Source organism: Azohydromonas aeria, from assembly GCF_009760915.1.
Taxonomy (GTDB): Bacteria; Pseudomonadota; Gammaproteobacteria; order Burkholderiales; family Burkholderiaceae_C; genus Azohydromonas; species Azohydromonas aeria.
The window spans coordinates 36048-57895 of record NZ_VIDQ01000014.1 but is presented as its reverse complement, the minus strand read 5'-3'; the positions used below and the strand labels follow the sequence as shown (position 1 = coordinate 57895).

The following is a 21848-nucleotide window of genomic DNA, read 5'->3' as shown; positions in this document are numbered from 1 at the left end:
TTCATGGCGTTCCTTCAACAGGCAGGGAGTGCGGGGAGGCAACGTGTGGGGGGCGTGCTCAGGGACGCCCGGTGCGAGGGGCCCCGTTGTCGAAGGCACCGCCATCGATCAGCACCAACGGGTTGAAGAACTCCTTGACGTGCACGAGCTTGCCGTCGGCACGGAAGGTGAAGACGTTGATGTAGTGGTTGTCGTACTTGCGGCCCGTGCCGGCGACGCGGATGTCGCCGTCGAACTCGGCAATGACGACGTTGGGGGGTTGTTCACGTTGCACGGCTACAGGGAAGCGTCTTCCGACCGAGAGCATGTTGCCCTGTGCCTGGGTGACCCAGCTGGGGATGCTGTCCTCGCCCGCCTGCACTCAGAGTGCCTCACGGGTGAGAGCTTCGGCTCCATGCGCTGCGACTGCCAGCCGCAGCTGGAGACGGCGATGGCGCGCGTTGCCCGCGAAGGGCGCGGCGTCATCGTGTACCTGCGCGGGCACGAGGGCCGCGGCATCGGCCTGCTGGAAAAACTGCGCGCTTATGCGCTGCAGGACGAGGGCGCCGATACCGTGGAAGCGAACCTGCGTCTGGGATTGCCCGTGGACGGGCGCGATTACGGCGTCGGCGTTGCCATGCTGCGCGACCTGGGCGTTTGCAGCGTGCGCCTGATGACGAACAACCCGCGCAAGGTCGAGCAAGTGCTTCGCTCCGGCCTGCCGGTGAACGAGCGCGTGCCGCTGTTGACACCGGTGCACGAGGCCAACCGCGCCTACCTGCGGACCAAGCAGCTGATGCTCGGACACCAGTTGCTTGACGGCGAGCCCAAGGCCCAGAACATGCACGTGAACGCAGCGTTCGCGCCCCGGTAAGGGGCCGGGCCACGGCCCGCAGCACATCTGCTCACGCTTCGCCGCGCGCCGGATAGTCCACTTCCAGGATCTTCTGCAGCGAAGCAGGATTTCCCGGAGTTGCGGTCGTGCGAAGGGCCTGGTGTTGACGAAGGCCGCGTACAGCGTGCAGTCCGGCTTGACGAGGGACACGCCCGGTTCGCTCAAGATGGGTGGCTCCTCGACGCTGGCAGACGGGGCAGTGCGAGCCACGGTAGAAGACGATCAGCTGCAGCATCGGGATGTCGGCCTGCTGCAGGCTCCGGTTGCGGCCGCCCACCGTGGGTACGGCCTGGGGCGGTACGGGCTGCAGAGGCATCAGCCTGTCCATGCGGGGCGTCCTTCATTGAAAGGTGTCTCCGGGCTCGGCAGCCGGGGCGGCGCGTTGGGCGTCAGAACGCATGGCGCAGACCGACGATCACGCTGTTCTGGTTGCCGCCGGGCTCGGGCGCGCTGCCCGCGGCGCCGGAACTCACCGCCAGCGCCGGCGCGCCGTCGTTGCGCATGTGACCGACCGAGACGTAGGCCGCCGTGCGCTTGGGGAGGTGGTAGGTGCCGCGCAGGACGGCCAGCGTGGCGCGGTTGGGGCTGCCCTTGAAGTCCAGGCGCAGCAACTCGCTAATGGTGGTCAGGCGGCTTCCAGATGGCGCCCGGCCATCAGGATTGCTGCATGCAGGCGGCTTGCGCCCTCGTTGGCCGCACCGCGGTCGTGGTTGAACAGCAGCTTCCACACCAGATCGTCCTCCACACGAAAACGGCACAGCAGCGTGCTGCCCGAAGCGATCCTGAGCATCTGCGCCGGCGATAGCATCGCGATCACGTCCACCGTTTCCTCGGACACACCCAGGCGGTAGATCGCCTGTTCGCGGTCGCTGCGGATGAGGCTCTGGGCCAGCATCAGGTACGACAGGTTGGCTTCGCAGATTTCGGCGGTGATCTGTTCAGCATTCATGGATGGGGCTTCGTTCAGCAGTCGGTGCCAGGCAAGTCGGGCATTGCAAAGACCGGAACAGAGAGCGCAAATCGGGCTGTTTACACAGCAGCGGAACAGGCTTGTCCGTGATGCTGTCGGAAAGCTTCCTGCATCGGCACGACGATCCGCTGACAAGGGCGGGATGCAACTTGTCTTGCCCTGGGCTGCTCAATGTTCGCCATGCCATCATCGATGCAGCTGCAGCTTCCAAGGGCCTGCGCTCGAAGATGGGCTGCCATTACGGCTCAAATGGCCGGATTGCTGCATGGCAATGTCCCGCACAATCATGCTCATCCAAGGCGAAAACCGGCGGCATGATTGGGCCGATTCAGGAACCCGTGACCTGCGCTGAAGAAACCGCATAGCCCTTCACCCGGTTCGTGCGGGGCGTCAAGGCTGCCGTGCGAAAGCACCGCAGCCTTTTGCTTTTGCAGGGACCACATGGCCCAGGCCCGAGCTTGCCGTATCACGCACAGGTTGCGCTGCTGGCATCGAGCCAGGAGTGGACTGCTCGACGGCCATGGGCTTGGCGATGCCGTAGCCCTGCAGTTCGTGGCAGCCCAGCTCCGTCAAGGCGCGAGCCTGCTCATCGTTTTCCACGCCCTCGGCCACGGTGCTGACGTTGGAAGCCTGCGCTAGCCCGATGACGGCACGCACGATATGCAAGTCCCCTCGCTGGTGAGCATGTTGGCAACGAAGCTGCGGTCGATCTTGAGTGTGCTCACCGGCAGGCGCTGCAGGTACGGCAGCGAGGAGTAGCCGGTGCCGAAGTCGTCCAGTGCGAACGAGATGCCCTGGCGCGTGCAGGCCTCGATGGTGCGGCTGGCGCTCGTCAGGTCGTTGAGAAGCCGCCGTCTCCAATGCTTCCAATTCGATACCTTCGAGCGGCATCGCCTGCTGTGGGGCAGCCTCCTGGACCACGGCGGCTACCGTGCCGGCCAGGTCACACCAGTTGCGCCACAGCCTCGCGTAGCACCCAGCGGTCCAGCGCCACTTCCAGCAGCATGCCGAGCACGGCAGGCAGGAAAGCCCCCGGCGCCAGCAGCCCGCGCTTCGGGTGCTGCCTGCGCACCAGCGCCTCCACGCCCGCCCAGGCAGCGCCGCGTGCGGGCACAGAACTTGGGCTGGTAGTGCAGGCTGAGCTGCCTCTTCCTGGACGAGTTGCGCGCTGCCGCAATCTTCTCCAGCCGCATGATCCTTGATCCCTGCTGAAGGTTCTGGGTTGTCCTTGTCCCGGCCGCATCTGATCTGTTCTGACGCCATGGCATGCAGGTGACTGTGAGCCGCAGGCGTGTGAGGATAAGCAACTGGCGAGGGCCTCGCCGAATTTGAGAAGCCGTCCGAGTCAAGGTCGGTAAACTCAGCCCTGACCTCTGTGGAAGTGTGTCCCGTGGGTCCTGGTTGTTGTACCTACGGAGCAAGTAGATGCCGCGCAGGTTCAGTGTGCGTTCCTGGCTGGTTCTCCTGGCGCTATCGGTGCTGTTGCCCACGTTGCTGGCAGCGGTGATGAGCATCGCGTACTTCTACAAGGAAGAGAGGCAGTCGTCCGAAGCACGGGTGCTTGAAACCGCACGGGCGATGTCGATGGTGGTTGACCGCGAACTCGCCCGGCGCGAGGGCGTGGTCAAGACGCTGGCGAAGTCGCCCGCGCTCGTCCAGGGCAACCTCGAGACCTTCTACCGCTATGCGCGGGACATAGCCCCGCAGCCTGATATGGCCGTGGTGCTGAGTGACATCTCGGGGCAGCAAGTGCTCAACACCCGGCGTCCTTTCGGGGAAGGATCCTTGCCACGTACAGTTTTCTCCAAGTTGCGCGAGCAAGCTGATCCACTGGCCACATTGGTGTCGGACCTGTATTTCGCGCCCATTGGCAAGCAGTACAGCTTCGCGGTCGAGGTGCCGGTGGTCGTGGACGGCCGCCTGCGTCACTACCTGTCCATGGGCGGCTATGCCAACTACCTGCAGGATCTGCTCAAGGAGCAACGACTGCCCGATTCCTGGATCGGCACCGTGGTGGACCGCAACGGTTTCATCGTGGCGCGAACCATCGGCGCAGAGCAGTTCGTCGGCAAGCTCGTGCCTGAAGCCTTGCTCAAACAGCTTATGGCGCATCAGGAAGGAGCCCTGGAGACCCTTTCCATTGACGGCCGGCCTGTCCTGGCCGTCTTCAGCAAGGGTAGCAAGTATGGCTGGAGCTTCGTGATCGGGGTGCCCCAGGCCGAGGTGGCCACCTGGTCCGCACTGGCACTGTCCCGGTTCGCCTCGACGGCCGCTTTGCTTGCAGTGGCGGTCGTGATCGGTGCATTGTGGGTAGGCCGCGCGCTCACGCGGCCGGTGGTGGCGCTCAAGCACGCTGCGCACGCGCTGGGGCAGGGCAGCGCCGCAACCTTCAAGCCCACAGGCGTCGTCGAGATTGACGAGGTCGCCGTGGCGATGTCCGATGCGGCTGACTCCCTGCGCAATGCCAGTGCCGTGACGCAGCGGCGCATCAGCGAGGCGCTGGAGCAGGCAGAACAGGCCCACCGCGCGATGGTGCAGGGGCAGCGCCTGGAAGCCGTGGCTCACCTGACCGGTGGTGTGGCCCACGACTTCAACAACCTGTTGATGGTCGTCGGCACCAACATGCACATCCTGCGGCGCACGGGCCTGTCCGCGGTGCAGGAGAGCTGCGTGTCGAAGATCGAGCGTGCGGTTTCCAGCGGCACCAAGCTCACACGCCAGTTGCTCACCTTCTCGCGTCGCCAGCCCATGCGTCCGGAGGTCATCGACCTGAGGGAGCAGCTGCCGTCGCTCACGGCGCTGATGCGATCGGCGCTGCACAGCAGGATCGAGCTGCGAAGCGTGGTGGAGCCGGCACGGCTGCACGTCGAGGTCGATCCGAACGAGCTGGAGCTGGCCCTGATCAACCTGGCCGTCAACGCCCGGGATGCGATGCCCGATGGCGGCGCGCTCCACATCACCGCACGCCTTGCGCACGCCGGCGAGATGTCCGTAACACCGGCGCAGCACGTGGTGCTGGAGGTCCGTGACACCGGTACGGGCATTGCGCCTGACTTGGTTGGCAAGGTCTTCGAGCCGTTCTTCACCACCAAGCCCGTGGGCCACGGCACCGGCCTGGGCTTGAGCCAGGTCTACGGGCTGTGCGTGCAGTCCGGAGGCGTGGCCACGATCGAGAGCGAGCTCGGCCGCGGAACGACGGTCCGGATGTACCTGCCGCTGTCGAGCAAGCCGCTCGCATCTGAAGTGCGGCAAAGCGCCACCACCGGGACAGACTCCATCAACGCTCGCGTGCTGCTCGTAGAAGACAACGAGGACTTGGCCCAGGCTGCGGCCGACGTACTGGTGGCTGCGGGCTGCCAGGTGGAGAAGGCCAGGACAGGCGACGACGCCGTGATAGCGCTCGAAGTTGAAAGGCCCTTTGACGTCGTTCTCAGCGACATCCGCATGCCCGGGTCCGTAGACGGCATTGCTTTGGCCCACAGAATCGCGCAGAGCGGCCAACCAACTGGAGTCATTCTGATGACCGGGTTCACGGCGGAACTGCAGAAGGCCAGGGACATGGGCTTTCTGGTGCTACCCAAGCCGTGCCCTGCTGAGGACCTTCTCGCTCAAGTCCGGGCGGTGGCGGCGAAGGCGGCCGACGCGGGTATCAATGACAGCTGACTTCAGCTCCTCCATGACACCGCAGGCACTCTCGAAAGCCACGGGGCTGTCGCTGCAGCAACTCGACGAACTCCAGGCCATGGCCTCGGGCCGAGCGCTGCTGGAAGCTTTCGAGCGGTTGCATGCCAGGCATGAGAGCCCGAGCTCGCCGTCCAGCGAGGTCGAGGCACACATTCGTGCCATCGCCGACAGGGCATGTCATTCGATGTGTCCGGAGAACCGGGGAAGCCCAGGTCTTGGCGATGCCGACCAGCACTGTCATCACCATCGCGAGCACGTTGGGCAGTGCCAGGCGCAGCAGCGTTGGCAGGATCGGTCCATGCTGCAGTCGCCGGCTCTCGGAGCCCACAGGGCTTCATCAGGCCTGGCGTCGACGTCCGGGGCCGTCACACCCGTTCGATGATCACTGCGATGCCCTGGCCAACGCCGATACACATCGTGCACAGCGCATAGCGTCCGCCGGTGGCATGCAGCCGGTTGACTGCCGTGGTGGCCAGCCGTGCGCCGCTGGCCCCGAGCGGATGGCCCAGCGCGATGGCACCGCCCCATGCGTTGACGCGCTCGTCGTCGTCCTTCAACCCCAGCAGGCGCAGCACGGCCAAGCCCTGGGCGGCGAAGGCCTCGTTGAGCTCGATCACGTCCATCTGCTCCAGTGTCAGGCCGGTCTGGGCCAGCACCTTCCGAGTCGCAGGGGCCGGGCCAATGCCCATCACGCGCGGTGCCACGCCGGCCGTGGCCATGCCCACGACACGCGCCCTGGGCGTCAGTCCGTGCTTCGCCGCCGCGGCCTCGTCGGCCAACAGCAGCGCGCAGGCACCGTCGTTGACGCCGGAGGAGTTTCCCGCCGTGACCGTGCCGTCCGGTCGCACCACGCCCCTGAGTCTGGCCAGGGCTTCCAGGCTGGTCTGCCGCGGGTGTTCGTCCCGGCTCACGATCAGCGCTTCTCCCTTCTTCTGCGCAATCGTCACGGGCGTGATCTCGCGCGCGAGGTGTCCGGCTTCCTGCGCCGCAACGGCCTTGAGCTGGCTGGCCAGCGCCATGCGGTCCTGGTCCTCCCGGTTGATCCCATGTTCGGTGGCAACGTTCTCGGCCGTCTCGGGCATCGAGTCGATGCCGTACTGCGTCTTCATCAATGGGTTGACGAAGCGCCAGCCGATGGTCGTGTCGTAGACCGTGTTGCTGCGGCTGAAGGCGCTCTCGGCCTTGGGCATCACGAAGGGGGCGCGGGTCATGCTTTCCACGCCGCCGGCAATCATCAGGCCGGCCTCGCCGGCCTTGATGGCACGCGCCGCGGTGCCCACCGCATCCAGACTGGAACCACACAGCCGGTTGATCGTCATGCCGGGCACCTCCTGCGGCAGCCCAGCCAGCAGGCTGGCCATGCGCGCGACGTTGCGGTTGTCCTCGCCGGCCTGGTTGGCGCAGCCATAGAGGACGTCCGCCACAGCCTGCCAGTCGACTTGCGGGTTGCGCGCCATCAGGGCCTTGAGAGGAATGGCGCCGAGATCGTCGGCTCGCACGCTGGAGAGCGCGCCGCCGTAACGGCCGATGGGGGTGCGGATGGCATCGCAGATGAAGGCGTGCGCCATGGTGTCGTCTCCTGTGATGATGGAAAAGGGTGATGCAGTCGGTTGCGGGCTGCCTGGCCCATGCCGACGGGCTCACATGCCGGCGTAGTTGGGTCCGCCGCCGCCCTCGGGCGTGACCCAGACGATGTTCCGCGTCGGGTCCTTGATGTCGCAGGTCTTGCAGTGCACGCAGTTCTGGGCGTTGATCTGCAGCCGCTCCCCGCCACCCTCGGCCGCCACGTACTCGTACACGCCCGCCGGGCAGTAGCGGCTCTCCGGCCCGGCGAAGGTGGGCAGGTTGATGCGCGTCGGCACCGTCGCGTCCTTGAGCGTCAGGTGCGCCGGCTGGTTCTCCTCGTGGCTCACGTTGCTGATGAACACCGAGGAGAGGCGATCGAACGTGAGCACGCCGTCGGGCTTGGGGTAGTCGATGCGCGGGAACTCGGCGGCCGGGCGCAGGTTGACGTGGTCGGGCAGCTTGCGCTGCACGGTCCACGGCGGGTTCTTGACGCCCAGCCGCGGCAGCAGCCACTGCTCGATGCCGGTCATGAGCGTGGCCGTGCCGCGGCCCTTCTTGAACCACTGCTTGAAGTTCCTGGCCTGCTGCAGCTCGGCGAACAGCCAGCTCTTTTCGAAGGCCTGCGGATACGCCGTGAGCTCATCGCCGCTGCGCCCGGCCTGCAGCGCCTCGAAGGCGGCCTCGGCGCACAGCATGCCGCTCTTGATCGCGGCGTGGCTGCCCTTGATGCGGCTGGCGTTGAGGTAGCCCGCGTCGCAGCCCACCAGCGCGCCACCGGGGAACACCGTCCTGGGCAGGCTCAGCAGCCCGCCGGCGGTGATGGCGCGCGCGCCGTAGCTGATGCGCTTGCCGCCCTCGAGGTGCTTGCGCACTGCCGGGTGCGTCTTGAAGCGCTGGAACTCCTCGAAGGGCGACAGCCAGGGGTTCTGGTAGTCCAGGCCCACGACGAAGCCGATGGCTATCCTGTTGTCCGCCGCGTGGTAGATGAACGAGCCGCCGTAGGTGTCGGGCTCCAGCGGCCAGCCGGCGGTGTGCACCACCAGGCCCGGCTTGTGGTTCACAGCGGGCACTTCCCACAGTTCCTTCAAGCCGATGCCGTAGCTCTGCGGAGCCTTGCCCGCGTCCAGGCTGAAGCGCTCGATGATCTGTTTCCCAAGATGTCCCCGGGACCCTTCGGCGAACACCGTGTACTTGCCGAGCAGCTCCATGCCCAGCTGGAAGTTCTCGGTGGGCTCGCCGTCCTTGCCCAGGCCCATGTGGCCCGTGGCGATGCCGCTCACGCGGCCGTCCTCGGCGTACAGCACTTCCGCCGCAGCGAAGCCGGGAAAGATCTCCACGCCCAGCGCCTCGGCCTGTTCCGCGAGCCAGCGCGTCACCTCGCCCAGGCTGACGATGTAGTTGCCGTGGTTCTTGAAGCAGTCGGGCAGCAGGCCGTGCGGGGTGGTCTTGAAGCCGGTCTCGGAGAGGAACAGGAACTCGTCCTCGGTGACCGGCTGCTTCAGCGGCGCGCCTTTTTCCTTCCAGTCCGGGAACAGCTCGGTGAGCGCGATGGGATCCATGATCGCGCCGGAGAGGATGTGCGCGCCGGGCTCGGAGCCCTTTTCCAGCACCACCACCGACACCTCGGAGCCCGCTGCGGCGGCGAGCTGCTTGAGCCGGATGGCCGTGGCCAAGCCCGCGGGGCCGGCGCCGACGATCACCACGTCGTAGTCCATGGACTCGCGCGGACCGTATTGCTCAAGCAGTTGCTGCTGGGTGGTCATCGGGCACCTCGTGGACTGTGGCTCACAACGCTTTGACCAGTTGGGGCACGACCTCGAAAACGTCACCCTCCAGGCTGTAGTCGGCCACGCTGAAGATGGGCGCCTCCGGATCCTTGTTGATCGCCACGATCACCCTGGAATCCTTCATGCCCGCCAGGTGCTGGATGGCACCGCTGATGCCGCAGGCGATGTACAGGGTTGGCGCAACGATCTTGCCGGTCTGGCCTACCTGCCAGTCGTTGGGCGCGTAGCCCGCGTCCACCGCGGCGCGCGAGGCGCCGAGGGCCGCGCCCAGCTTGTCGGCCAGCGGCGTGAGCACTTCGGTGAACTTCTCGGCCGAGCCCAGCGCGCGGCCGCCCGACACGATGATCTTGGCGGCGGTCAGCTCGGGGCGGTCGCTCTTGGTCAGCTCGCGGCCGACGAAGGCGCTCTGGCCGCTGTCGCCCACCGCGGCCAGGTTTTCGACTGCAGCGCTGCCGCCGGTGGCGGGCGCGGCATCGAAGCCCGTGGTGCGCACGCTGATGACCTTCACCGCGTCGGCGCTCTGCACGGTGGCGATGGCATTGCCGGCGTAGATCGGGCGCTCGAAGGTGTCGGCGCTCAGCACCTTGGTGATGTCGCTGAGCTGCGCCACGTCGAGCTTGGCGGCCACGCGCGGGGCGGCGTTGCGGCCGTTGGCCGTCGACGGGAACAGGATGTGGCTGTAGTTGCCGGCCACGGCCAGCACCTGCGCGGCGACGTTCTCGGCCAGCTGCGTGCCCAGCGCGGGCGAGTCGGCGTGCAGCACCTTGGCCACGCCCTGGACCTGGGCGGCGGCTTGCGCCACGGCGGCGGCGTTCTCGCCGGCCACCAGCACGTGCACCTCGCCGCCGCAAGCCAGCGCGGCGGTGACGGTGTTCAGGGTCGCGGCCTTCAGGCCCGCGTTGTCGTGTTCGGCAATGACGAGTGCGGCCATGTCAGATCACCTTGGCTTCGTTCTTGAGCTTGTCCACGAGGGTGACTATGTCGGGCACCTTCACGCCGGCGCCGCGCTTGGGCGGCTCACTGACCTTCAGGGTCTTGATCCGGGGCGTCACGTCCACGCCCAGGTCGGCCGGCTTGACCGTCTCCAGCGGCTTCTTCTTGGCCTTCATGATGTTGGGCAGCGTCACGTAGCGCGGCTCGTTCAGGCGCAGGTCGGTCGTGACGACGGCCGGCAGCGTGACTTCCACGGTCTCCAGACCGCCGTCCACCTCGCGCGTCACCTTGGCCTTGCCCTCGAGAACTTCGACCTTGGAGGCGAAGGTGGCCTGGGGCAGGTCGGCCAGCGCAGCGAGCATCTGGCCGGTCTGGTTGTTGTCGTCATCGATCGCCTGCTTGCCCAGGATCACCAGGCCGGGCTGTTCCTTGTCCACCAGGGCCTTGAGGATCTTGGCCACGGCCAGTGGCTGCAGCTCGAAGGATGGGTCGTTGGGGGTCTCGACCAGGATGGCGCGGTCCGCGCCGATGGCCAGGGCGGTGCGCAGCGTTTCCTGGCACTGCATGACACCGCAGGAGACCGCGATGATCTCGGTGGCGACGCCCCTTTCCTTGAGCCGCACCGCTTCCTCGACGGCGATCTCGTCGAAGGGGTTCATGCTCATCTTCACGCCGGCGAGGTCCATGCCCGAAGCGTCGGACTTCACCCGGACCTTCACGTTGTAGTCCACCACCCGCTTCACGGGCACGAGGATCTTCATGGCTGTCTCCTTGTCTGTCAGAACGCGGCGATGCCGGTCTGGGCACGGCCCAGGATCAGGGCGTGGATGTCGTGCGTGCCCTCGTAGGTGTTGACCACCTCCAGGTTCACCAGGTGGCGGGCGATGCCGTACTCGTCACTGATGCCGTTGCCGCCCAGCATGTCGCGCGCCATGCGTGCGATGTCCAGCGCCTTGCCACAGCTGTTGCGCTTCATGATGGACGTGATCTCCACCGCGTCGGTGCCTTCGTCCTTCATGCGGCCCAGCCGCAGGCAGCCCTGCAGGCCCAGCGTGATCTCGGTCTGCATGTCGGCCAGCTTCTTCTGGATCAGTTGATTCGCCGCCAGCGGCTTGCCGAACTGCTTGCGGTCCAGCACGTACTGGCGCGCGCGATGCCAGCAGTCCTCGGCCGCGCCCAGCGCGCCCCAGGCGATGCCGTAGCGCGCGGAGTTCAGGCAGGTGAACGGACCCTTGAGGCCGCGCACCTCGGGAAAGGCGTTCTCCTCGGGGCAGAACACCTGGTCCATCACCACCTGCCCGGTGATGGAGGCGCGCAGCCCCACCTTGCCGTGGAGGGCAGGGGCGGACAGGCCTTTGAAACCCTTTTCCAGCACGAAGCCGCGGATCCTGCCCTCGTCGTCCTTGGCCCACACCACGAACACGTCGGCAATCGGGCTGTTGGAGATCCAGGTCTTCGTACCGGTGAGCTCGTAGCCGCCAGCCACCTTGCGGGCGCGCGTGATCATGCTGCCGGGGTCGGAGCCGTGGTCGGGCTCCGTGAGACCGAAGCAGCCGATCCACTCGCCGGTGGCCAGCTTGGGCAGGTACTTTTGCCGGGTCGCCTCGTTGCCGAACTTGTAGATCGGCACCATCACCAGCGAGCTCTGCACGCTCATCATCGAGCGGTAGCCCGAGTCCACGCGTTCCACCTCGCGTGCGATGAGGCCGTAGGCCACGTAGTTCAGGCCCGGCCCGCCGTACTGCTCGGGGATGGTCGGGCCCAACAGGCCCATCTCGCCCATCTCGCGAAAGATGGCCGGATCGGTGTGCTCGCTGCGGAAGGCCTCGAGCACGCGCGGCGCCAGGCGGCCCTGGCAGTAGTCGCGCGCGGCCTCGCGCACGGCGCGCTCGTCGGCATCAAGCTGCTGTTCCAGCAGCAGCGGATCGTCCCATTGGAAGGGGGTGGACATCATCGTCTCCTTGGGAATTCAGGCCTGGGCCGCCTGCAGCGCCTCGCGCTGCGACAGTGCGGCGAAGCGCTGCAGGTGGGTGTCGGTGTCGCCCATGCTGGCCTCGATGGCCAGCAGGCGCTTGAACCAGTGGCTGAGCACGAGCTCGTCCGTCATGCCCATGCCGCCGTGCAGTTGCACCGCTTGCTGAGCGATGAAGCGGCAGGCCTGGCTCACCACCACCTTGGCCGCGGACAGCGCCTGGCGCCTGGCCTCGTCGCCTGTATCGGTGCAACGCATCGCCGCCAGATAGGTCATCGAGCGCGCCTGCTCCAGGTGCAGCAGCATGTCCGCAGCACGGTGCTGCAGGGCCTGGAAGCGGCCGATGGGCTGGCCGAACTGCTGGCGCGTGCGCAGGTACTCCACGGTGGCATCCACCGTGGCCTGCAGCAGGCCCAGCGCTTCGGCGCACAGGGCCGCCAGCCCGATGTCGAGCGCGCGCTCGATGGCCGGCAGCGCCTGCCCGGGCGTGCCCAGTACGGCCTGCGCCGGCACGAAGCAACCGCTCAGCTCAACCTCGGCGGCGCGGTGGCCGTCGATGGTGGCGTACTCGCGCAGGCTCAGCCCCGCCGCTCCGCGCGGCACGCGCAGCAGCAGCACGCCGGATGCGTCATCGGGCGCGCCCGACAGGCGTGCCGACACCAGCAGCTCGTCGGCCGCAGCGGCGTCGCTGACCACGGCCTTGCGGCCGTCAAGCACATAGCCGTCGCCTTCCGCCGCGGCACGTGTCTGCACCCAGGCAGCCATGCCGCGCGCCGGCGCCTCATGGTGTGCCAGCACGACGATGCGCTCACCCGAGGCCAGCGCAGGCAGCAGCTCGGCCTGCGCCGCGGCGTCGCCGAAGTCGCGTACCAGCGCGGTGGCGATCACGGCGCTGGAGAGCAGCGGCTCGCACGGCAGCGCCGGCGCGCTGGCCTGCATGGCGAGCATCGTCTCCACAGGGCCGAAGCCCAGCCCGCCGTGCGCCTCCGGCACGTTGATGGCCAGCACCCCGAGCTCGGCCAGGTTCTGCCACACCTGGCGGCTGAAGCCTTCAGCGCTGGCCGCTATCGCGCGCCGCTTCTCGAAGCCGTAGTCGTTGCGCACGAAGCGCTCGATGGTGTCCTGCAGCTGCCGCTGCTCTTCGCTGAAATTGAAGTCCATGGCAGGTCCTTAGAGGCCGAGGATGATCTGGGCGACGATGTTCTTCTGGATCTCGTTGGAGCCGCCGTAGATGGACAGCTTGCGCAGGTTGCAGTACGTGGCCGCCAGCGCCAGCGCATGGGCCGGGCCGGGCGGCTCGACGCCCTGGCCTTCCAGCGCCTCGGGCAGGAAGGGCAGGGCATAGGGCCCTACGGCCTGCACCAGCAGCTCCGAGATCTGCTGCTGGATCTCCGTGCCCTTGACCTTGAGGATCGAGGCCTCGGGGCCCGGCGCGCGCTGCTCGCTCTCGGCCGAGAGCACGCGCAGGTTCGTGACCTCCAGCGCCATGAGGTCGATCTCCACCTGAGCCACGCGCGCCGAGAACAGAGGGTCCTGCAGCAGCGGGCGGCCGTTCTTGCGCTCGCGCGCGGCCACGGCCTTGAGCCGCGCCAGCTCGCGCTTGGCGATGCCGATGCCGGCGATGTTGGTGCGCTCGTGGCCGAGCAGGAACTTGGCGTAGGTCCAGCCCGCGTTCTCCTCGCCGATGAGGTTCTCGGCGGGCACGCGCACGTTTTCGAACCAGACCTCGTTGACCTCATGCGCACCGTCGAGCGTGATGATGGGCCGCACGCTGATGCCCGGGCTCTTCATGTCGATGAGCAGGAAGCTGATGCCGCGCTGCGCCTTGGCCGCCGGATCGGTGCGCACCAGGCAGAAGATCCAGTCGGCATGCTGTGCCAGCGTGGTCCAGGTCTTCTGGCCGTTGACGATGTAGTGCTCGCCCTGCGCATCGACGCCGCGCACCGCGCGCGTCTTGAGCGACGCCAGGTCCGAGCCCGAGCCGGGCTCGGAGTAGCCCTGGCACCACCAGTCCAGCCCGGCCTGGATGCGGGGCAGGAAGCGCTGCTGCTGCACCGGCGAGCCGAAGGCCATGATCACCGGCGCCACCATCTTGATGCCGAAGGGGATCAGGCGCGGCGCGCCCGCGGCGGCGCATTCCTCGTCAAAGATGTACTGCTGCGCCGCACTCCAGCCGGGGCCGCCGAACTCGCGCGGCCAGCCGGGCGTGCTCCAGCCGCGCCCGTGCAGCGTGCGCTGCCACAGCAGGTGGTCGTCGCGCATGAGATGCACGCCGTTTCTGACCTTGTCGCGAATGTGCGCGGGCAGCGACTCGCGCAGGAAGCTGCGTACCTCCTCGCGGAAGGCCTGGTCTTCGGGGCTGAAGTTCAGATCCATGGGGTCTCCGGTCATTCAATTCCGCTGTGCAAAACTAAGTTCTGCAAAACAGCACAAACGCATTGTTGATGCACGACGCGGCGCTGTCAACTTCTCCATAGCGGAACTGTGTCGATTCTTGATGGGCCGAAACCGACCGATATGCGGTTTTGTGTTCCACTAATGGGACCAGAACTACAGAGCTTCGTCATGGACAGGCCCGCCAACATCCAGGCCGAGCCGGAGGCCGAAAGCAGCGAATCCGGCGCCAAGGAAGATCGCCACTTCGTCACCGCGCTCGCGCGCGGCCTGGAGGTGCTCGCGTGCTTTCGTTCCGGCGACAAGACGCTGGGCAACCAGGAGATCGCGCAGCGCTGCGGCTTGCCCAAGTCCACCGTCTCGCGGCTGACCTATACGCTCACCAAGCTGGGCTACCTGATCCAGTTGGAGGACAGCGGCAAGTACCGGCTGGGCACGGCCACGCTGTCGCTGGGCAGCGCGATGCTGGCGAAGCTGGACGTGCGCACGGTGGCGCGTCCGCTGATGCAGGAGCTGGCGGACTTCTCTCGCGCCATGGTGTCACTGGGTGCGCGCGACCGCATGTCGATGATCTACGTCGAGAACTGCCGCTCCACCTCGGCGCTGACGCTGAGCCTGGACATCGGCTCGCGCATCCCGGTGGCGGCCACCGCCATCGGCCGCGCCTGGCTGGCGGCCATTCCCGAACGCGAGCGGGTGGAGTTCATGGAGCGGGTGCGCGAGTTCGACGAGATGGCCTGGCCGGAGACGGAGCGCGGCATCCGCAAGGCGCTGGAGGACTACCGAACCCTGGGCGTGACCTGTTCTTTTGGTGACTGGCAAAGCGACGTCAACGCCATCGCCCGGGCCTTCAATCCCGGCGGCGGCCTGCCGCCCATGGCCATCAACTGCGGCGCGCCGTCCTTCCTGCTGTCCAAGGAGTTCCTGCTGGAAGAGGTACGCCCGCGCCTGATCGAGATGGTCAGCCGGCTCGAGGGCATGCTGGCGCGCTGATGCAGCTTGTCAGCGCCTGCGCAGCCCGGCCCGGCCGTAGGCAGGAAGCGGACCGGCGGCATCGTGAGACGCCTGGTGCTTCGCCCGCGTGCGCATGGATGAATTCTTCGTGCCTGATGGCAACCGGCATCAGGCCAGCACCAGACGCTCGCCGTCCATCCTGGGCACCACCTCCAGCACGCTCTCGCGCGCCGCGTAGCTCAAGTCGGCCGCGTGCGCCTTTTCCACCATCCGCTGCCCCACGCGGGCCTGCCACAGCGGGTGGTCGTTTCCGTGCGGCAGGCCGCGCGCGTGCGTGTAGAGCAGGGCCGCCGCCAGCGCCGAGTCGCTGAAGCGACGCGGGCCCGGTGCTTCGCGCAACAGGGACACCAGGCAGCCCGCGCCGTAGAAATCCTCCAGGTTGAAGCGCCCGGCCGAGCCGGCGCAGGCCAGCACCACGGTGCGCTCCGGATGCACGCGCAGCAGGTACCGCACCACCGCCGCGGCATTGACCAGCGCACCGGCCAGCACCTCGGCCGCACCCCGGGCGCGCAGCAGCGCCACGGTGCCGTTGGTCGTGCTGTAGACCAGGCGCCGACCGGACAGCGGCTGCGCCAGGACCGCCAGTGGGGTGGCCGCCACGAAGCCCGGCAGCGTCTGCGCCATCCATTCCCCGGCGGCCACGCCAGACGGCGCGTCCGGGCGCTGCAGCGCGGCCCGGGCCGCCTCGCCATCCGGCATGGGCAGCACCTCGGTGCAGCCTCCGTCCAGCGCCGCGGCCATGGTGGTGGTGGCAAACAGCACGTCCAGCACCACCACGACCTTGCCTGCCAGGCGCAGCGGGTCGATCTCTTCCTTGCGGGTGAGCACGTGGACCTTCATCAGGCTTCACCGGCAGGCTTCCGGCCGACGGCCGCCACGGCGAACACGCCGGTGGCGCGCAGCACCAGGCGCTCGCCGGCGCTGATGAGACAGTCGGCAAAGGCCAGCCTGCCCCCGAGGCGTCGGAACTCCACCTGGGCCTCCAGCCATTCGCCCAGTTGCGCCGACGACAGGAAGTCGGTGTTGAGGTTCACCGTCACCAACGGTCGGTTGTAGCGCGGGTGGCGCGAGAGGTTGATGCCGAGCGCGCCGTCGGCCAGCGTCGTCAGCATGCCGCCATGCGCCACGCCGATGTGGTTGGCGTGCTGCGCCGTCACGTGCAGGCCGAGCACGCTGCGGCCGTCCTCGGCGCGGCGCCGGTACAGCGGGCCGAGCACGGAGAAGAAGGGGCCGGCACCAGCAAAGGGCTCGAAGCCGGCAGGAATATCAAGGCAGAGGGTGTCCATGCGTCAGAACCAGTCGGGTTGCATCGCCAGCACGCTGTCGTCGAGTTGCCGCAGCAACTGCAACTGCGGCGGCACGCGCGGCAGCTCCCAGCGGAAGAACCAGTGGCAAGCCTGCAGCTTGCCGCGGTAGAAGAGCGTGTCCGCCGCCGCTGCGCCGGGCAGGGCATCCGCAGCCACCACCGCCTGGCGCAGCCAAGTCCAGGCCATCACGGTATGGCCGAAAGCCTCCAGGAACAGATGGGCGTTGGCCAGGGCACGCACGGCATCCTCTGACAGCACCGGGCGCAACGCATGCACGGTACGTTCCACGTCCGCCCAGGCCGTGGCCAGCGCATCGGCGTGCTCGCGCAAGGCCTCGCGCACTTGCGCCGACTGCACGGTGGCCGCGAACTCGCGCCCCAGCACCGCCAGCGCCGCACCGTCCTCCAGCATCGCCTTGCGACCCAGCAGGTCCAGCGCGTGGATGCCGTGCGAGCCCTCGTGGATCATGTTGAGGCGGTTGTCACGCCAGAATTGCTCCACCGGGTATTCGCGCGTGTAGCCGTAGCCGCCATGCACCTGCATCGCGAGGCTGTTGGCCTCCAGGCACCACTGCGCGGGCCAGGACTTCACCACCGGCGTGAGCAGTTCCAGCAGCCGGCCAGCGTCTGCGCGGACCGCTGCGTCCTCACCCGTGCGCTGCTCGTCCACCAGCCGCGCGCAGTACAGGCCCAGTGCGTAGGCGCCTTCGACACAGGCCTTCTGCGCCAGCAGCATGCGGCGCACATCAGCATGCTCGATCAGTGGGAGTTGCGGCTGCATCGCATCCTTGCTGCCAGGGGGGCGACCCTGGCGGCGCTCGCGCGCGTACTGCAGCGAGGCGCGCAGGCCGCGCCAGCCCAGCATCGTCGCACCCATGCCCACGCCGATGCGCGCCTCGTTCATCATGTGGAACATGCATGCCAGGCCCTGGCCCGGCCCGCCTACGAGCTCGCCGATGCAGCGTCCCTGCTCGCCGAAGGACAGCATCGTCGACGTGGTGCCGCGCCAGCCGGCCTTGTGAATCAGGCCGGCCAGCGCCACGTCGTTACGCTCGCCCAGGCTGCCGTCTTCGTGGACATGCCATTTCGGCACCGTGAACAGCGACAGTCCCTTCACGCCCGGCGGCGCACCGGCAATGCGCGCCAGCACCAGGTGAACGATGTTCTCGCCGAGCTCGTGGTCGCCGCCCGAGATGAACACCTTCTGGCCCTTGAGGGCGAAGCGGCCATCGGGCAGCGGCGTGGCAGTGGTGGCGAGGTCCGACAGGCTCGATCCCGCCTGCGGCTCGGTCAGTGCCATGGTGCCGAAGAAGCGTCCCGAGCGCAGCGCGTTCAGGTAGCGGTGCCGCTGCGAAGCGGTGCCGAAGCGCGCAATGACGTTGGCATTGGCCATCGTCAGCCCCACGTACGAAGTCGTCGCGGTGTTGGCGCTCTTGAACAGGCTCAGGCAAGCCTGGGTCAGCAGCACCGGCAGCTGCATCCCGCCCTCGGCCACATCCTGGTCCGCCGCCGTGAAGCCGGCATCGCAGAAGGCGCGCAGTGCCCGCTGCACCTCGGGCAGCACCTGCACCCGCTGCCCGTCCCAGCGCGGCTCGTGCTCGTCGGCAAGCCGGTTGTGCGGCAGGAACTCGCGCAGCGCGATTTCGTGCGCCGCCTCCACCGCGGCTTCGAAGGTCTCCCGGCTGTGCTCGGCATGGCGTTCACGGCGGGTCAGCGCGAGGGCGTCCAGCACTTCGAAAAGCTGGAACTGCAACTCGCGCGGTTCGATGAGCGGCGAATCCTGCATCGGCAAGTCCAGGGTTGCGATGAGTTCACTATAGTCTGCATTGCAGAACTTGGCACCGATTTTTGTTGAATGTCGTCTGCCCTGACCACTGCTAGATGGATGGGTTTTCATCCTTGCGCTTAGGCTCTAGGCGTTTACCCGAAGTGACTTTACAGGGTGGTGGTGGGGCACTAGCATGGACTCATTCGGAATAGTGTTCTGCATTGCAGAACTTTAAAGTACCCACTGCTGAGGATCTGCATGAACGCTCCCGCCTCCTGCATCCGGCATGGCGCCGTCGCCGTCGTCACGCTGGACAACCCGCCGGTCAACGGCATCAGCCATGCGCTGCGCAGCCGCGTGCTGGCGTTGCTGGACGAGGCGCTGGCCGATGCACAAGTGCGCGCGATCGTGCTCACGGGCGGCGAGAAGCTGTTCTCGGGCGGTGCCGACGTACGCGAGTTCGGCACGCCCAAGTCCAGCCAGCAGCCCAACCTGCCCGCGCTGATCGCGGCGCTGGAGTCTTCGACCAAGCCGGTGGTGGCTGCCGTTGCCGGCACCTGCCTGGGCGGCGGAATGGAACTGGCGCTGGGCTGCCATTTCCGCATCGCCAAGGCGGACGCCTCGCTGGGCCTGCCCGAAGTGAAGCTCGGCCTGCTGCCCGGCGCCGGCGGCACGCAGCGCCTGCCGCGGGCCATCGGGCTGGAGGCGGCACTGAACATGATCCTCTCCGGCGAGCCGCAAGCGGCGGCACGCTTTGAAGGCACCGGCCTGCTCGACGCGGTGGTGAAGGAAGGCGAGCTGGTGGGAGCCGCCGTTGCCTTTGCCGAGCAGGTGGTGGCCGAGGGCCGGCCGCTGAAGCGGCTGCGCGACGTGAAGCTGGAGCAGGCCGGCTCGGAAGCCTTCCTGCAGTTCGCCCGCACGCAGGTCAAGGCGTCGAGCCGCTTCCTGCCGGCGCCGCTGAAATGCGTGGACGCGGTGGCGGCCTGCGTGTCGCTGCCTTTCGACGACGGCCTGCGCTTCGAGCGCGAGCTGTTCCTGGGCCTGATGAGCACGCCCGAGTCACGCGCGCTGCGCCACGTGTTCGCGGCCGAGCGCGCCGCCTCGAAGGTGGCGGTGCCGGCAGACACGCCGCTGCGCGAGGTGCGCCAGGTCGGCATCATCGGCGCGGGCACCATGGGCGGCGGCATCGCCATGGCCTTCGCCAATGCCGGCATCCCGGTCATGCTGCTGGAAGCCAGCCAGGCGGCCCTGGACAAGGGCTTCAACACCATCCGCGCCAACTACGAAGGCTCGCTGAAGAAGGGCAAGCTGACCCAGGCGCAGTTCGAGCAGCGGCTGGCGCTGATCACGCCCACGCTGAGCTACGAGTCGCTGCGCGACGCCGACCTCGCCATCGAGGCGGTGTTCGAGAGCATGGAGGTGAAGGAGCAGGTCTTCCGCGCGCTGGACGAGGTGATGAAGCCGGGCGCGATCCTGGCGTCCAACACCTCAGCGCTGGACCTGGATGCCATTGCACGCTTCACGCGGCGTCCGCAGGACGTGATCGGGCTGCATTTCTTCAGCCCTGCCAATGTGATGCGGCTGCTGGAGGTGGTGCGCGGCGCCGCCACCGCGCCCGAGGTGCTGGCCACCGCCATGCAGCTGGCCAGGCGCATCAGGAAGGTCGCGGTGGTCTCGGGCGTGTGCGACGGTTTCATCGGCAACCGCATCCTGGCGCGCTACGGCGCTGCGGCCAACGACCTGCTCAACCGCGGCGCGCTGCCGCAGCAGGTGGACCGAGCGCTGGAAGACTTCGGTTTCGCGATGGGCCTGTTCCGCGTCGGCGACCTGGCCGGCCTGGACATCGGCTGGGCCGGCCGCAAGCGCCGCGCCGCGGCCAACCCGGGCCAGGACTTCAGCATCGTCGCCGACCGCGTCTGCGAGGCCGGTCGCTTCGGGCAGAAGACCGGGGCGGGGTGGTACCGCTACGAGCCGGGTCGGCGCGACCCGATCCCCGACCCCATGGTCACGCAGATCATCGAGCAGTGGCGCGCCGAGCGCGGCCACGCCACGCGCGCCATCGACGCGCAGGAGATCGTCGAGCGCTGTGTGTTCGCGATGGTCAACGAGGGCGCCCGCATCCTGGCCGAAGGCATTGCGCAGCGTGCCTCCGACATCGACGTGGTCTACCTCAATGGTTACGGCTTCCCCAAGCACCGCGGCGGCCCGATGAAGTACGCCGACGAGGTGGGCTTGCCCTACGTGGTGCGCCGCCTGAAGGCCTTTGCCGCTGAGCCCGGCGCCGATCCGGCGCTGTGGACGCCCGCACCGCTGCTGCTGCAGCTCGCCGCCGAGGGTGGCAGCTTCAACTGAACCTGACCGCCTGCCCGACGAGGAATTCCGCACCATGTCCGACGCCGTCATCGTCTCCACCGCCCGCACTGGCCTGGCCAAGAGCTGGAAGGGCGCCTTCAACATGACCTATGGCGCCACGCTGGGCGCGCACGCCGTGCAGCACGCGGTGGCGCGCTCGGGCCTGGACCCGGATGCGATCGAGGACGTGGTGATGGGCGCCAGCTTCCTGGAAGGCACGACCGGCGGCAACGTCGCGCGCGCCATCGCGCTGCGCGCCGGGCTGCCTGTGACCACGGCGGGCATGAGCCTCAACCGCTTCTGCGGCTCGGGGCTGCAGGCCATTGCCATCGCGGCGCAGCGCGTGATGGCGGGCGAAGTGCAGGCCCTCGTCGCCGGCGGCGTGGAGAGCATCTCCTGCGTGCAGAACGAGGCCAACCAGCACATGCGCCGCGACCCGTGGCTGCTGCAGCACAAGCCCGGGCTGTACTGGAGCATGCTGCAGACGGCCGAGCAGGTGGCGCGCCGCTACGGCATCGGCAAGGAAGCGCAGGACGCCTACGGCGCGCGGAGCCAGCAGCGCGCCGCCGCGGCGCAGGCGGCCAGGCGCTTCGATGCCGAGATCGTGCCCATGACCACGACCATGGGTGTGGTGGACAAGGCCAGCGGCCGCATCACGACCCGCGAGGTCACCATCTCGTGCGACGAGGGCATCCGCCCGGACGCGACGCTGGTGGCGGTGAGCCGCATCCGTCCCGCGCTGCCCGGCGGCGTGGTGACGGCAGGCAATGCCAGCCAGTTCTCCGACGGCGCTTCCGCTTGTGTCGTGATGAGTGCCCAGCGGGCTGAGCAGTTGGGCCTGCAGCCGCTTGGGATCTTCCGCGGCTTCGCGGTGGCCGGCTGCGAGCCCGACGAGATGGGCATCGGCCCTGTGTTCGCCGTCCCGAAGCTGCTGCAGCGCGCCGGCCTGAAGGCCGAGGACATCGGGCTGTGGGAGCTCAACGAGGCCTTCGCCTGCCAGGTGCTGTATTGCCGCGACCGGCTGGGCATCCCCGACGAGCTGCTCAACGTCAACGGCGGCGCGATCGCCGTTGGCCACCCCTACGGCGTGAGCGGGTCCCGGCTGACCGGGCATGCGCTCATCGAGGGCAAGCGCCGCGGCGCCAGGTACGTCGTGGTGACGATGTGCATCGGCGGCGGCCAGGGCGCGGCCGGGCTGTTCGAGGTCTGCTGATCACCGCAGTTCTCA

At 67.9% G+C, this 21848-nt stretch carries 21 protein-coding genes and 1 pseudogene; 6 read left to right on the top strand and 16 right to left on the bottom strand.

All coding sequences use genetic code 11. The features are described 5' to 3' along the window. Positions 1–58 precede the first annotated feature (58 nt). On the bottom strand, positions 59–274 hold the full coding sequence (locus FJ694_RS11145; protein ID WP_157267060.1) for a nuclear transport factor 2 family protein: 216 nt from the start codon (positions 272–274) through the stop codon (positions 59–61). Here FJ694_RS11145 and ribA point away from each other — a divergent pair. Continuing rightward, entirely contained in the window at positions 185–853 is a 669-nt protein-coding gene (gene ribA, locus FJ694_RS11140; RefSeq protein ID WP_157267057.1) for a GTP cyclohydrolase II, read from the top strand. The genes FJ694_RS11145 and ribA overlap by 90 nt on opposite strands. 31 nt (positions 854–884) lie before the next feature. Here the strand turns inward: ribA and FJ694_RS11135 are convergent, their stop codons facing one another. The 3 genes from FJ694_RS11135 to flhD all read right to left on the bottom strand — a co-directional run bounded on the left by FJ694_RS11135 (position 885) and on the right by flhD (position 1823). Next, the gene (locus FJ694_RS11135) at positions 885–1202 is read right to left on the bottom strand and encodes a thioredoxin domain-containing protein (protein ID WP_232539987.1); all 318 of its coding nucleotides are present in this window, start codon (positions 1200–1202) and stop codon (positions 885–887) included. 61 nt (positions 1203–1263) lie between these two features. Further along, a complete protein-coding gene (locus FJ694_RS11130) occupies positions 1264–1485 on the bottom strand; it encodes a hypothetical protein (RefSeq protein WP_157267054.1) in 222 nt (73 codons plus the stop codon). A gap of 14 nt (positions 1486–1499) precedes the next feature. Then, entirely contained in the window at positions 1500–1823 is a 324-nt protein-coding gene (gene flhD / locus FJ694_RS11125) for a flagellar transcriptional regulator FlhD (protein WP_157267050.1), read from the bottom strand. Positions 1824–1924: 101 nt separating this feature from the next. Here flhD and FJ694_RS11120 point away from each other — a divergent pair, with 101 nt between their 5' ends. Beyond that, a complete protein-coding gene (locus tag FJ694_RS11120) occupies positions 1925–2209 on the top strand; it encodes a hypothetical protein (protein WP_157267047.1) in 285 nt (94 codons plus the stop codon). A 25-nt stretch (positions 2210–2234) separates the two neighbouring features. Here FJ694_RS11120 and FJ694_RS11115 read toward each other — a convergent pair. Both FJ694_RS11115 and FJ694_RS36675 read right to left on the bottom strand, forming a co-directional pair. After that, positions 2235–2635: pseudogene (locus FJ694_RS11115) on the bottom strand (EAL domain-containing protein). 152 nt (positions 2636–2787) lie between these two features. Further along, positions 2788–2958: an EAL domain-containing protein gene (locus FJ694_RS36675; protein ID WP_198320793.1), complete on the bottom strand. Its 171-nt coding sequence runs from the start codon at positions 2956–2958 to the stop codon at positions 2788–2790. Positions 2959–3269: 311 nt separating this feature from the next. On the opposite strand from FJ694_RS36675, the gene FJ694_RS11100 reads away from it, so the two are divergent. Beyond that, on the top strand, positions 3270–5507 hold the full coding sequence (locus FJ694_RS11100) for a hybrid sensor histidine kinase/response regulator (RefSeq protein WP_157267038.1): 2238 nt from the start codon (positions 3270–3272) through the stop codon (positions 5505–5507). 386 nt (positions 5508–5893) lie between these two features. Here the strand turns inward: FJ694_RS11100 and pcaF are convergent, their stop codons facing one another. The 7 genes from pcaF to FJ694_RS11065 all read right to left on the bottom strand — a co-directional run bounded on the left by pcaF (position 5894) and on the right by FJ694_RS11065 (position 14162). Further along, positions 5894–7096, bottom strand: a complete 1203-nt coding sequence (pcaF, locus tag FJ694_RS11095) for a 3-oxoadipyl-CoA thiolase (RefSeq protein WP_157267035.1) — start codon at positions 7094–7096, stop codon at positions 5894–5896. A 72-nt stretch (positions 7097–7168) separates the two neighbouring features. Beyond that, positions 7169–8857, bottom strand: coding sequence for an electron transfer flavoprotein-ubiquinone oxidoreductase (locus tag FJ694_RS11090; protein ID WP_157267032.1), 1689 nt, complete (start codon positions 8855–8857; stop codon positions 7169–7171). Positions 8858–8879: 22 nt separating this feature from the next. After that, a complete protein-coding gene (locus FJ694_RS11085) occupies positions 8880–9812 on the bottom strand; it encodes an electron transfer flavoprotein subunit alpha/FixB family protein (protein ID WP_157267030.1) in 933 nt (310 codons plus the stop codon). Between the two features lies 1 nt (position 9813). After that, on the bottom strand, positions 9814–10575 hold the full coding sequence (locus FJ694_RS11080; protein WP_157267027.1) for an electron transfer flavoprotein subunit beta/FixA family protein: 762 nt from the start codon (positions 10573–10575) through the stop codon (positions 9814–9816). A gap of 17 nt (positions 10576–10592) precedes the next feature. Further along, positions 10593–11765 (bottom strand): acyl-CoA dehydrogenase, encoded by a 1173-nt coding sequence (locus FJ694_RS11075; protein ID WP_375140209.1) that lies wholly within the window; start codon positions 11763–11765, stop codon positions 10593–10595. Between the two features lie 18 nt (positions 11766–11783). Further along, a complete protein-coding gene (locus FJ694_RS11070; protein WP_157267022.1) occupies positions 11784–12947 on the bottom strand; it encodes an acyl-CoA dehydrogenase family protein in 1164 nt (387 codons plus the stop codon). Between the two features lie 9 nt (positions 12948–12956). Further along, entirely contained in the window at positions 12957–14162 is a 1206-nt protein-coding gene (locus tag FJ694_RS11065; protein ID WP_157267019.1) for an acyl-CoA dehydrogenase family protein, read from the bottom strand. A 189-nt stretch (positions 14163–14351) separates the two neighbouring features. Here FJ694_RS11065 and FJ694_RS11060 point away from each other — a divergent pair, with 189 nt between their 5' ends. Next, on the top strand, positions 14352–15173 hold the full coding sequence (locus FJ694_RS11060; RefSeq protein WP_157267016.1) for an IclR family transcriptional regulator: 822 nt from the start codon (positions 14352–14354) through the stop codon (positions 15171–15173). 129 nt (positions 15174–15302) lie between these two features. On the opposite strand, the gene FJ694_RS11055 is transcribed toward FJ694_RS11060, so the two are convergent. From FJ694_RS11055 to FJ694_RS11045, 3 genes are read right to left on the bottom strand one after another with little or no spacing between them, the layout of a single operon-like run. Then, positions 15303–16034: a 2-phosphosulfolactate phosphatase gene (locus FJ694_RS11055; protein ID WP_157267013.1), complete on the bottom strand. Its 732-nt coding sequence runs from the start codon at positions 16032–16034 to the stop codon at positions 15303–15305. After that, a complete protein-coding gene (locus FJ694_RS11050) occupies positions 16034–16480 on the bottom strand; it encodes a PaaI family thioesterase (protein WP_157267010.1) in 447 nt (148 codons plus the stop codon). The genes FJ694_RS11055 and FJ694_RS11050 overlap by 1 nt, the downstream gene beginning before the upstream one ends. A gap of 3 nt (positions 16481–16483) precedes the next feature. Next, positions 16484–18286, bottom strand: coding sequence for an acyl-CoA dehydrogenase (locus FJ694_RS11045; protein WP_157267006.1), 1803 nt, complete (start codon positions 18284–18286; stop codon positions 16484–16486). 240 nt (positions 18287–18526) lie between these two features. Here FJ694_RS11045 and FJ694_RS11040 point away from each other — a divergent pair, with 240 nt between their 5' ends. Together FJ694_RS11040 and FJ694_RS11035 are read left to right on the top strand one after the other, a co-directional pair. Further along, the gene (locus FJ694_RS11040; protein WP_157267003.1) at positions 18527–20620 is read left to right on the top strand and encodes a 3-hydroxyacyl-CoA dehydrogenase NAD-binding domain-containing protein; all 2094 of its coding nucleotides are present in this window, start codon (positions 18527–18529) and stop codon (positions 20618–20620) included. Between the two features lie 34 nt (positions 20621–20654). After that, complete coding sequence (locus FJ694_RS11035) at positions 20655–21833, top strand: acetyl-CoA C-acyltransferase (protein ID WP_157267000.1); 1179 nt, start codon at positions 20655–20657, stop codon at positions 21831–21833. Positions 21834–21848 lie beyond the last annotated feature (15 nt).

What these genes read in the sequence shown, in the direction of transcription:
- pcaF (WP_157267035.1), bottom strand. Translation starts at nt 7,096, where the DNA reads ATGGCGCACGCCTTCATCTGCGATGCCATCCGCACCCCCATCGGCCGT.
- FJ694_RS11135 (WP_232539987.1), bottom strand. Translation starts at nt 1,202, where the DNA reads ATGGACAGGCTGATGCCTCTGCAGCCCGTACCGCCCCAGGCCGTACCC.
- FJ694_RS11065 (WP_157267019.1), bottom strand. Translation starts at nt 14,162, where the DNA reads ATGGATCTGAACTTCAGCCCCGAAGACCAGGCCTTCCGCGAGGAGGTA.
- FJ694_RS11060 (WP_157267016.1), top strand. Translation starts at nt 14,352, where the DNA reads ATGGACAGGCCCGCCAACATCCAGGCCGAGCCGGAGGCCGAAAGCAGC.
- FJ694_RS11070 (WP_157267022.1), bottom strand. Translation starts at nt 12,947, where the DNA reads ATGGACTTCAATTTCAGCGAAGAGCAGCGGCAGCTGCAGGACACCATC.
- FJ694_RS11090 (WP_157267032.1), bottom strand. Translation starts at nt 8,857, where the DNA reads ATGACCACCCAGCAGCAACTGCTTGAGCAATACGGTCCGCGCGAGTCC.
- FJ694_RS11040 (WP_157267003.1), top strand. Translation starts at nt 18,527, where the DNA reads ATGAACGCTCCCGCCTCCTGCATCCGGCATGGCGCCGTCGCCGTCGTC.
- FJ694_RS11055 (WP_157267013.1), bottom strand. Translation starts at nt 16,034, where the DNA reads ATGAAGGTCCACGTGCTCACCCGCAAGGAAGAGATCGACCCGCTGCGC.
- FJ694_RS11050 (WP_157267010.1), bottom strand. Translation starts at nt 16,480, where the DNA reads ATGGACACCCTCTGCCTTGATATTCCTGCCGGCTTCGAGCCCTTTGCT.
- FJ694_RS11085 (WP_157267030.1), bottom strand. Translation starts at nt 9,812, where the DNA reads ATGGCCGCACTCGTCATTGCCGAACACGACAACGCGGGCCTGAAGGCC.
- FJ694_RS11100 (WP_157267038.1), top strand. Translation starts at nt 3,270, where the DNA reads ATGCCGCGCAGGTTCAGTGTGCGTTCCTGGCTGGTTCTCCTGGCGCTA.
- flhD (WP_157267050.1), bottom strand. Translation starts at nt 1,823, where the DNA reads ATGAATGCTGAACAGATCACCGCCGAAATCTGCGAAGCCAACCTGTCG.
- FJ694_RS11045 (WP_157267006.1), bottom strand. Translation starts at nt 18,286, where the DNA reads ATGCAGGATTCGCCGCTCATCGAACCGCGCGAGTTGCAGTTCCAGCTT.
- FJ694_RS11075 (WP_375140209.1), bottom strand. Translation starts at nt 11,765, where the DNA reads ATGTCCACCCCCTTCCAATGGGACGATCCGCTGCTGCTGGAACAGCAG.
- FJ694_RS11035 (WP_157267000.1), top strand. Translation starts at nt 20,655, where the DNA reads ATGTCCGACGCCGTCATCGTCTCCACCGCCCGCACTGGCCTGGCCAAG.
- FJ694_RS11080 (WP_157267027.1), bottom strand. Translation starts at nt 10,575, where the DNA reads ATGAAGATCCTCGTGCCCGTGAAGCGGGTGGTGGACTACAACGTGAAG.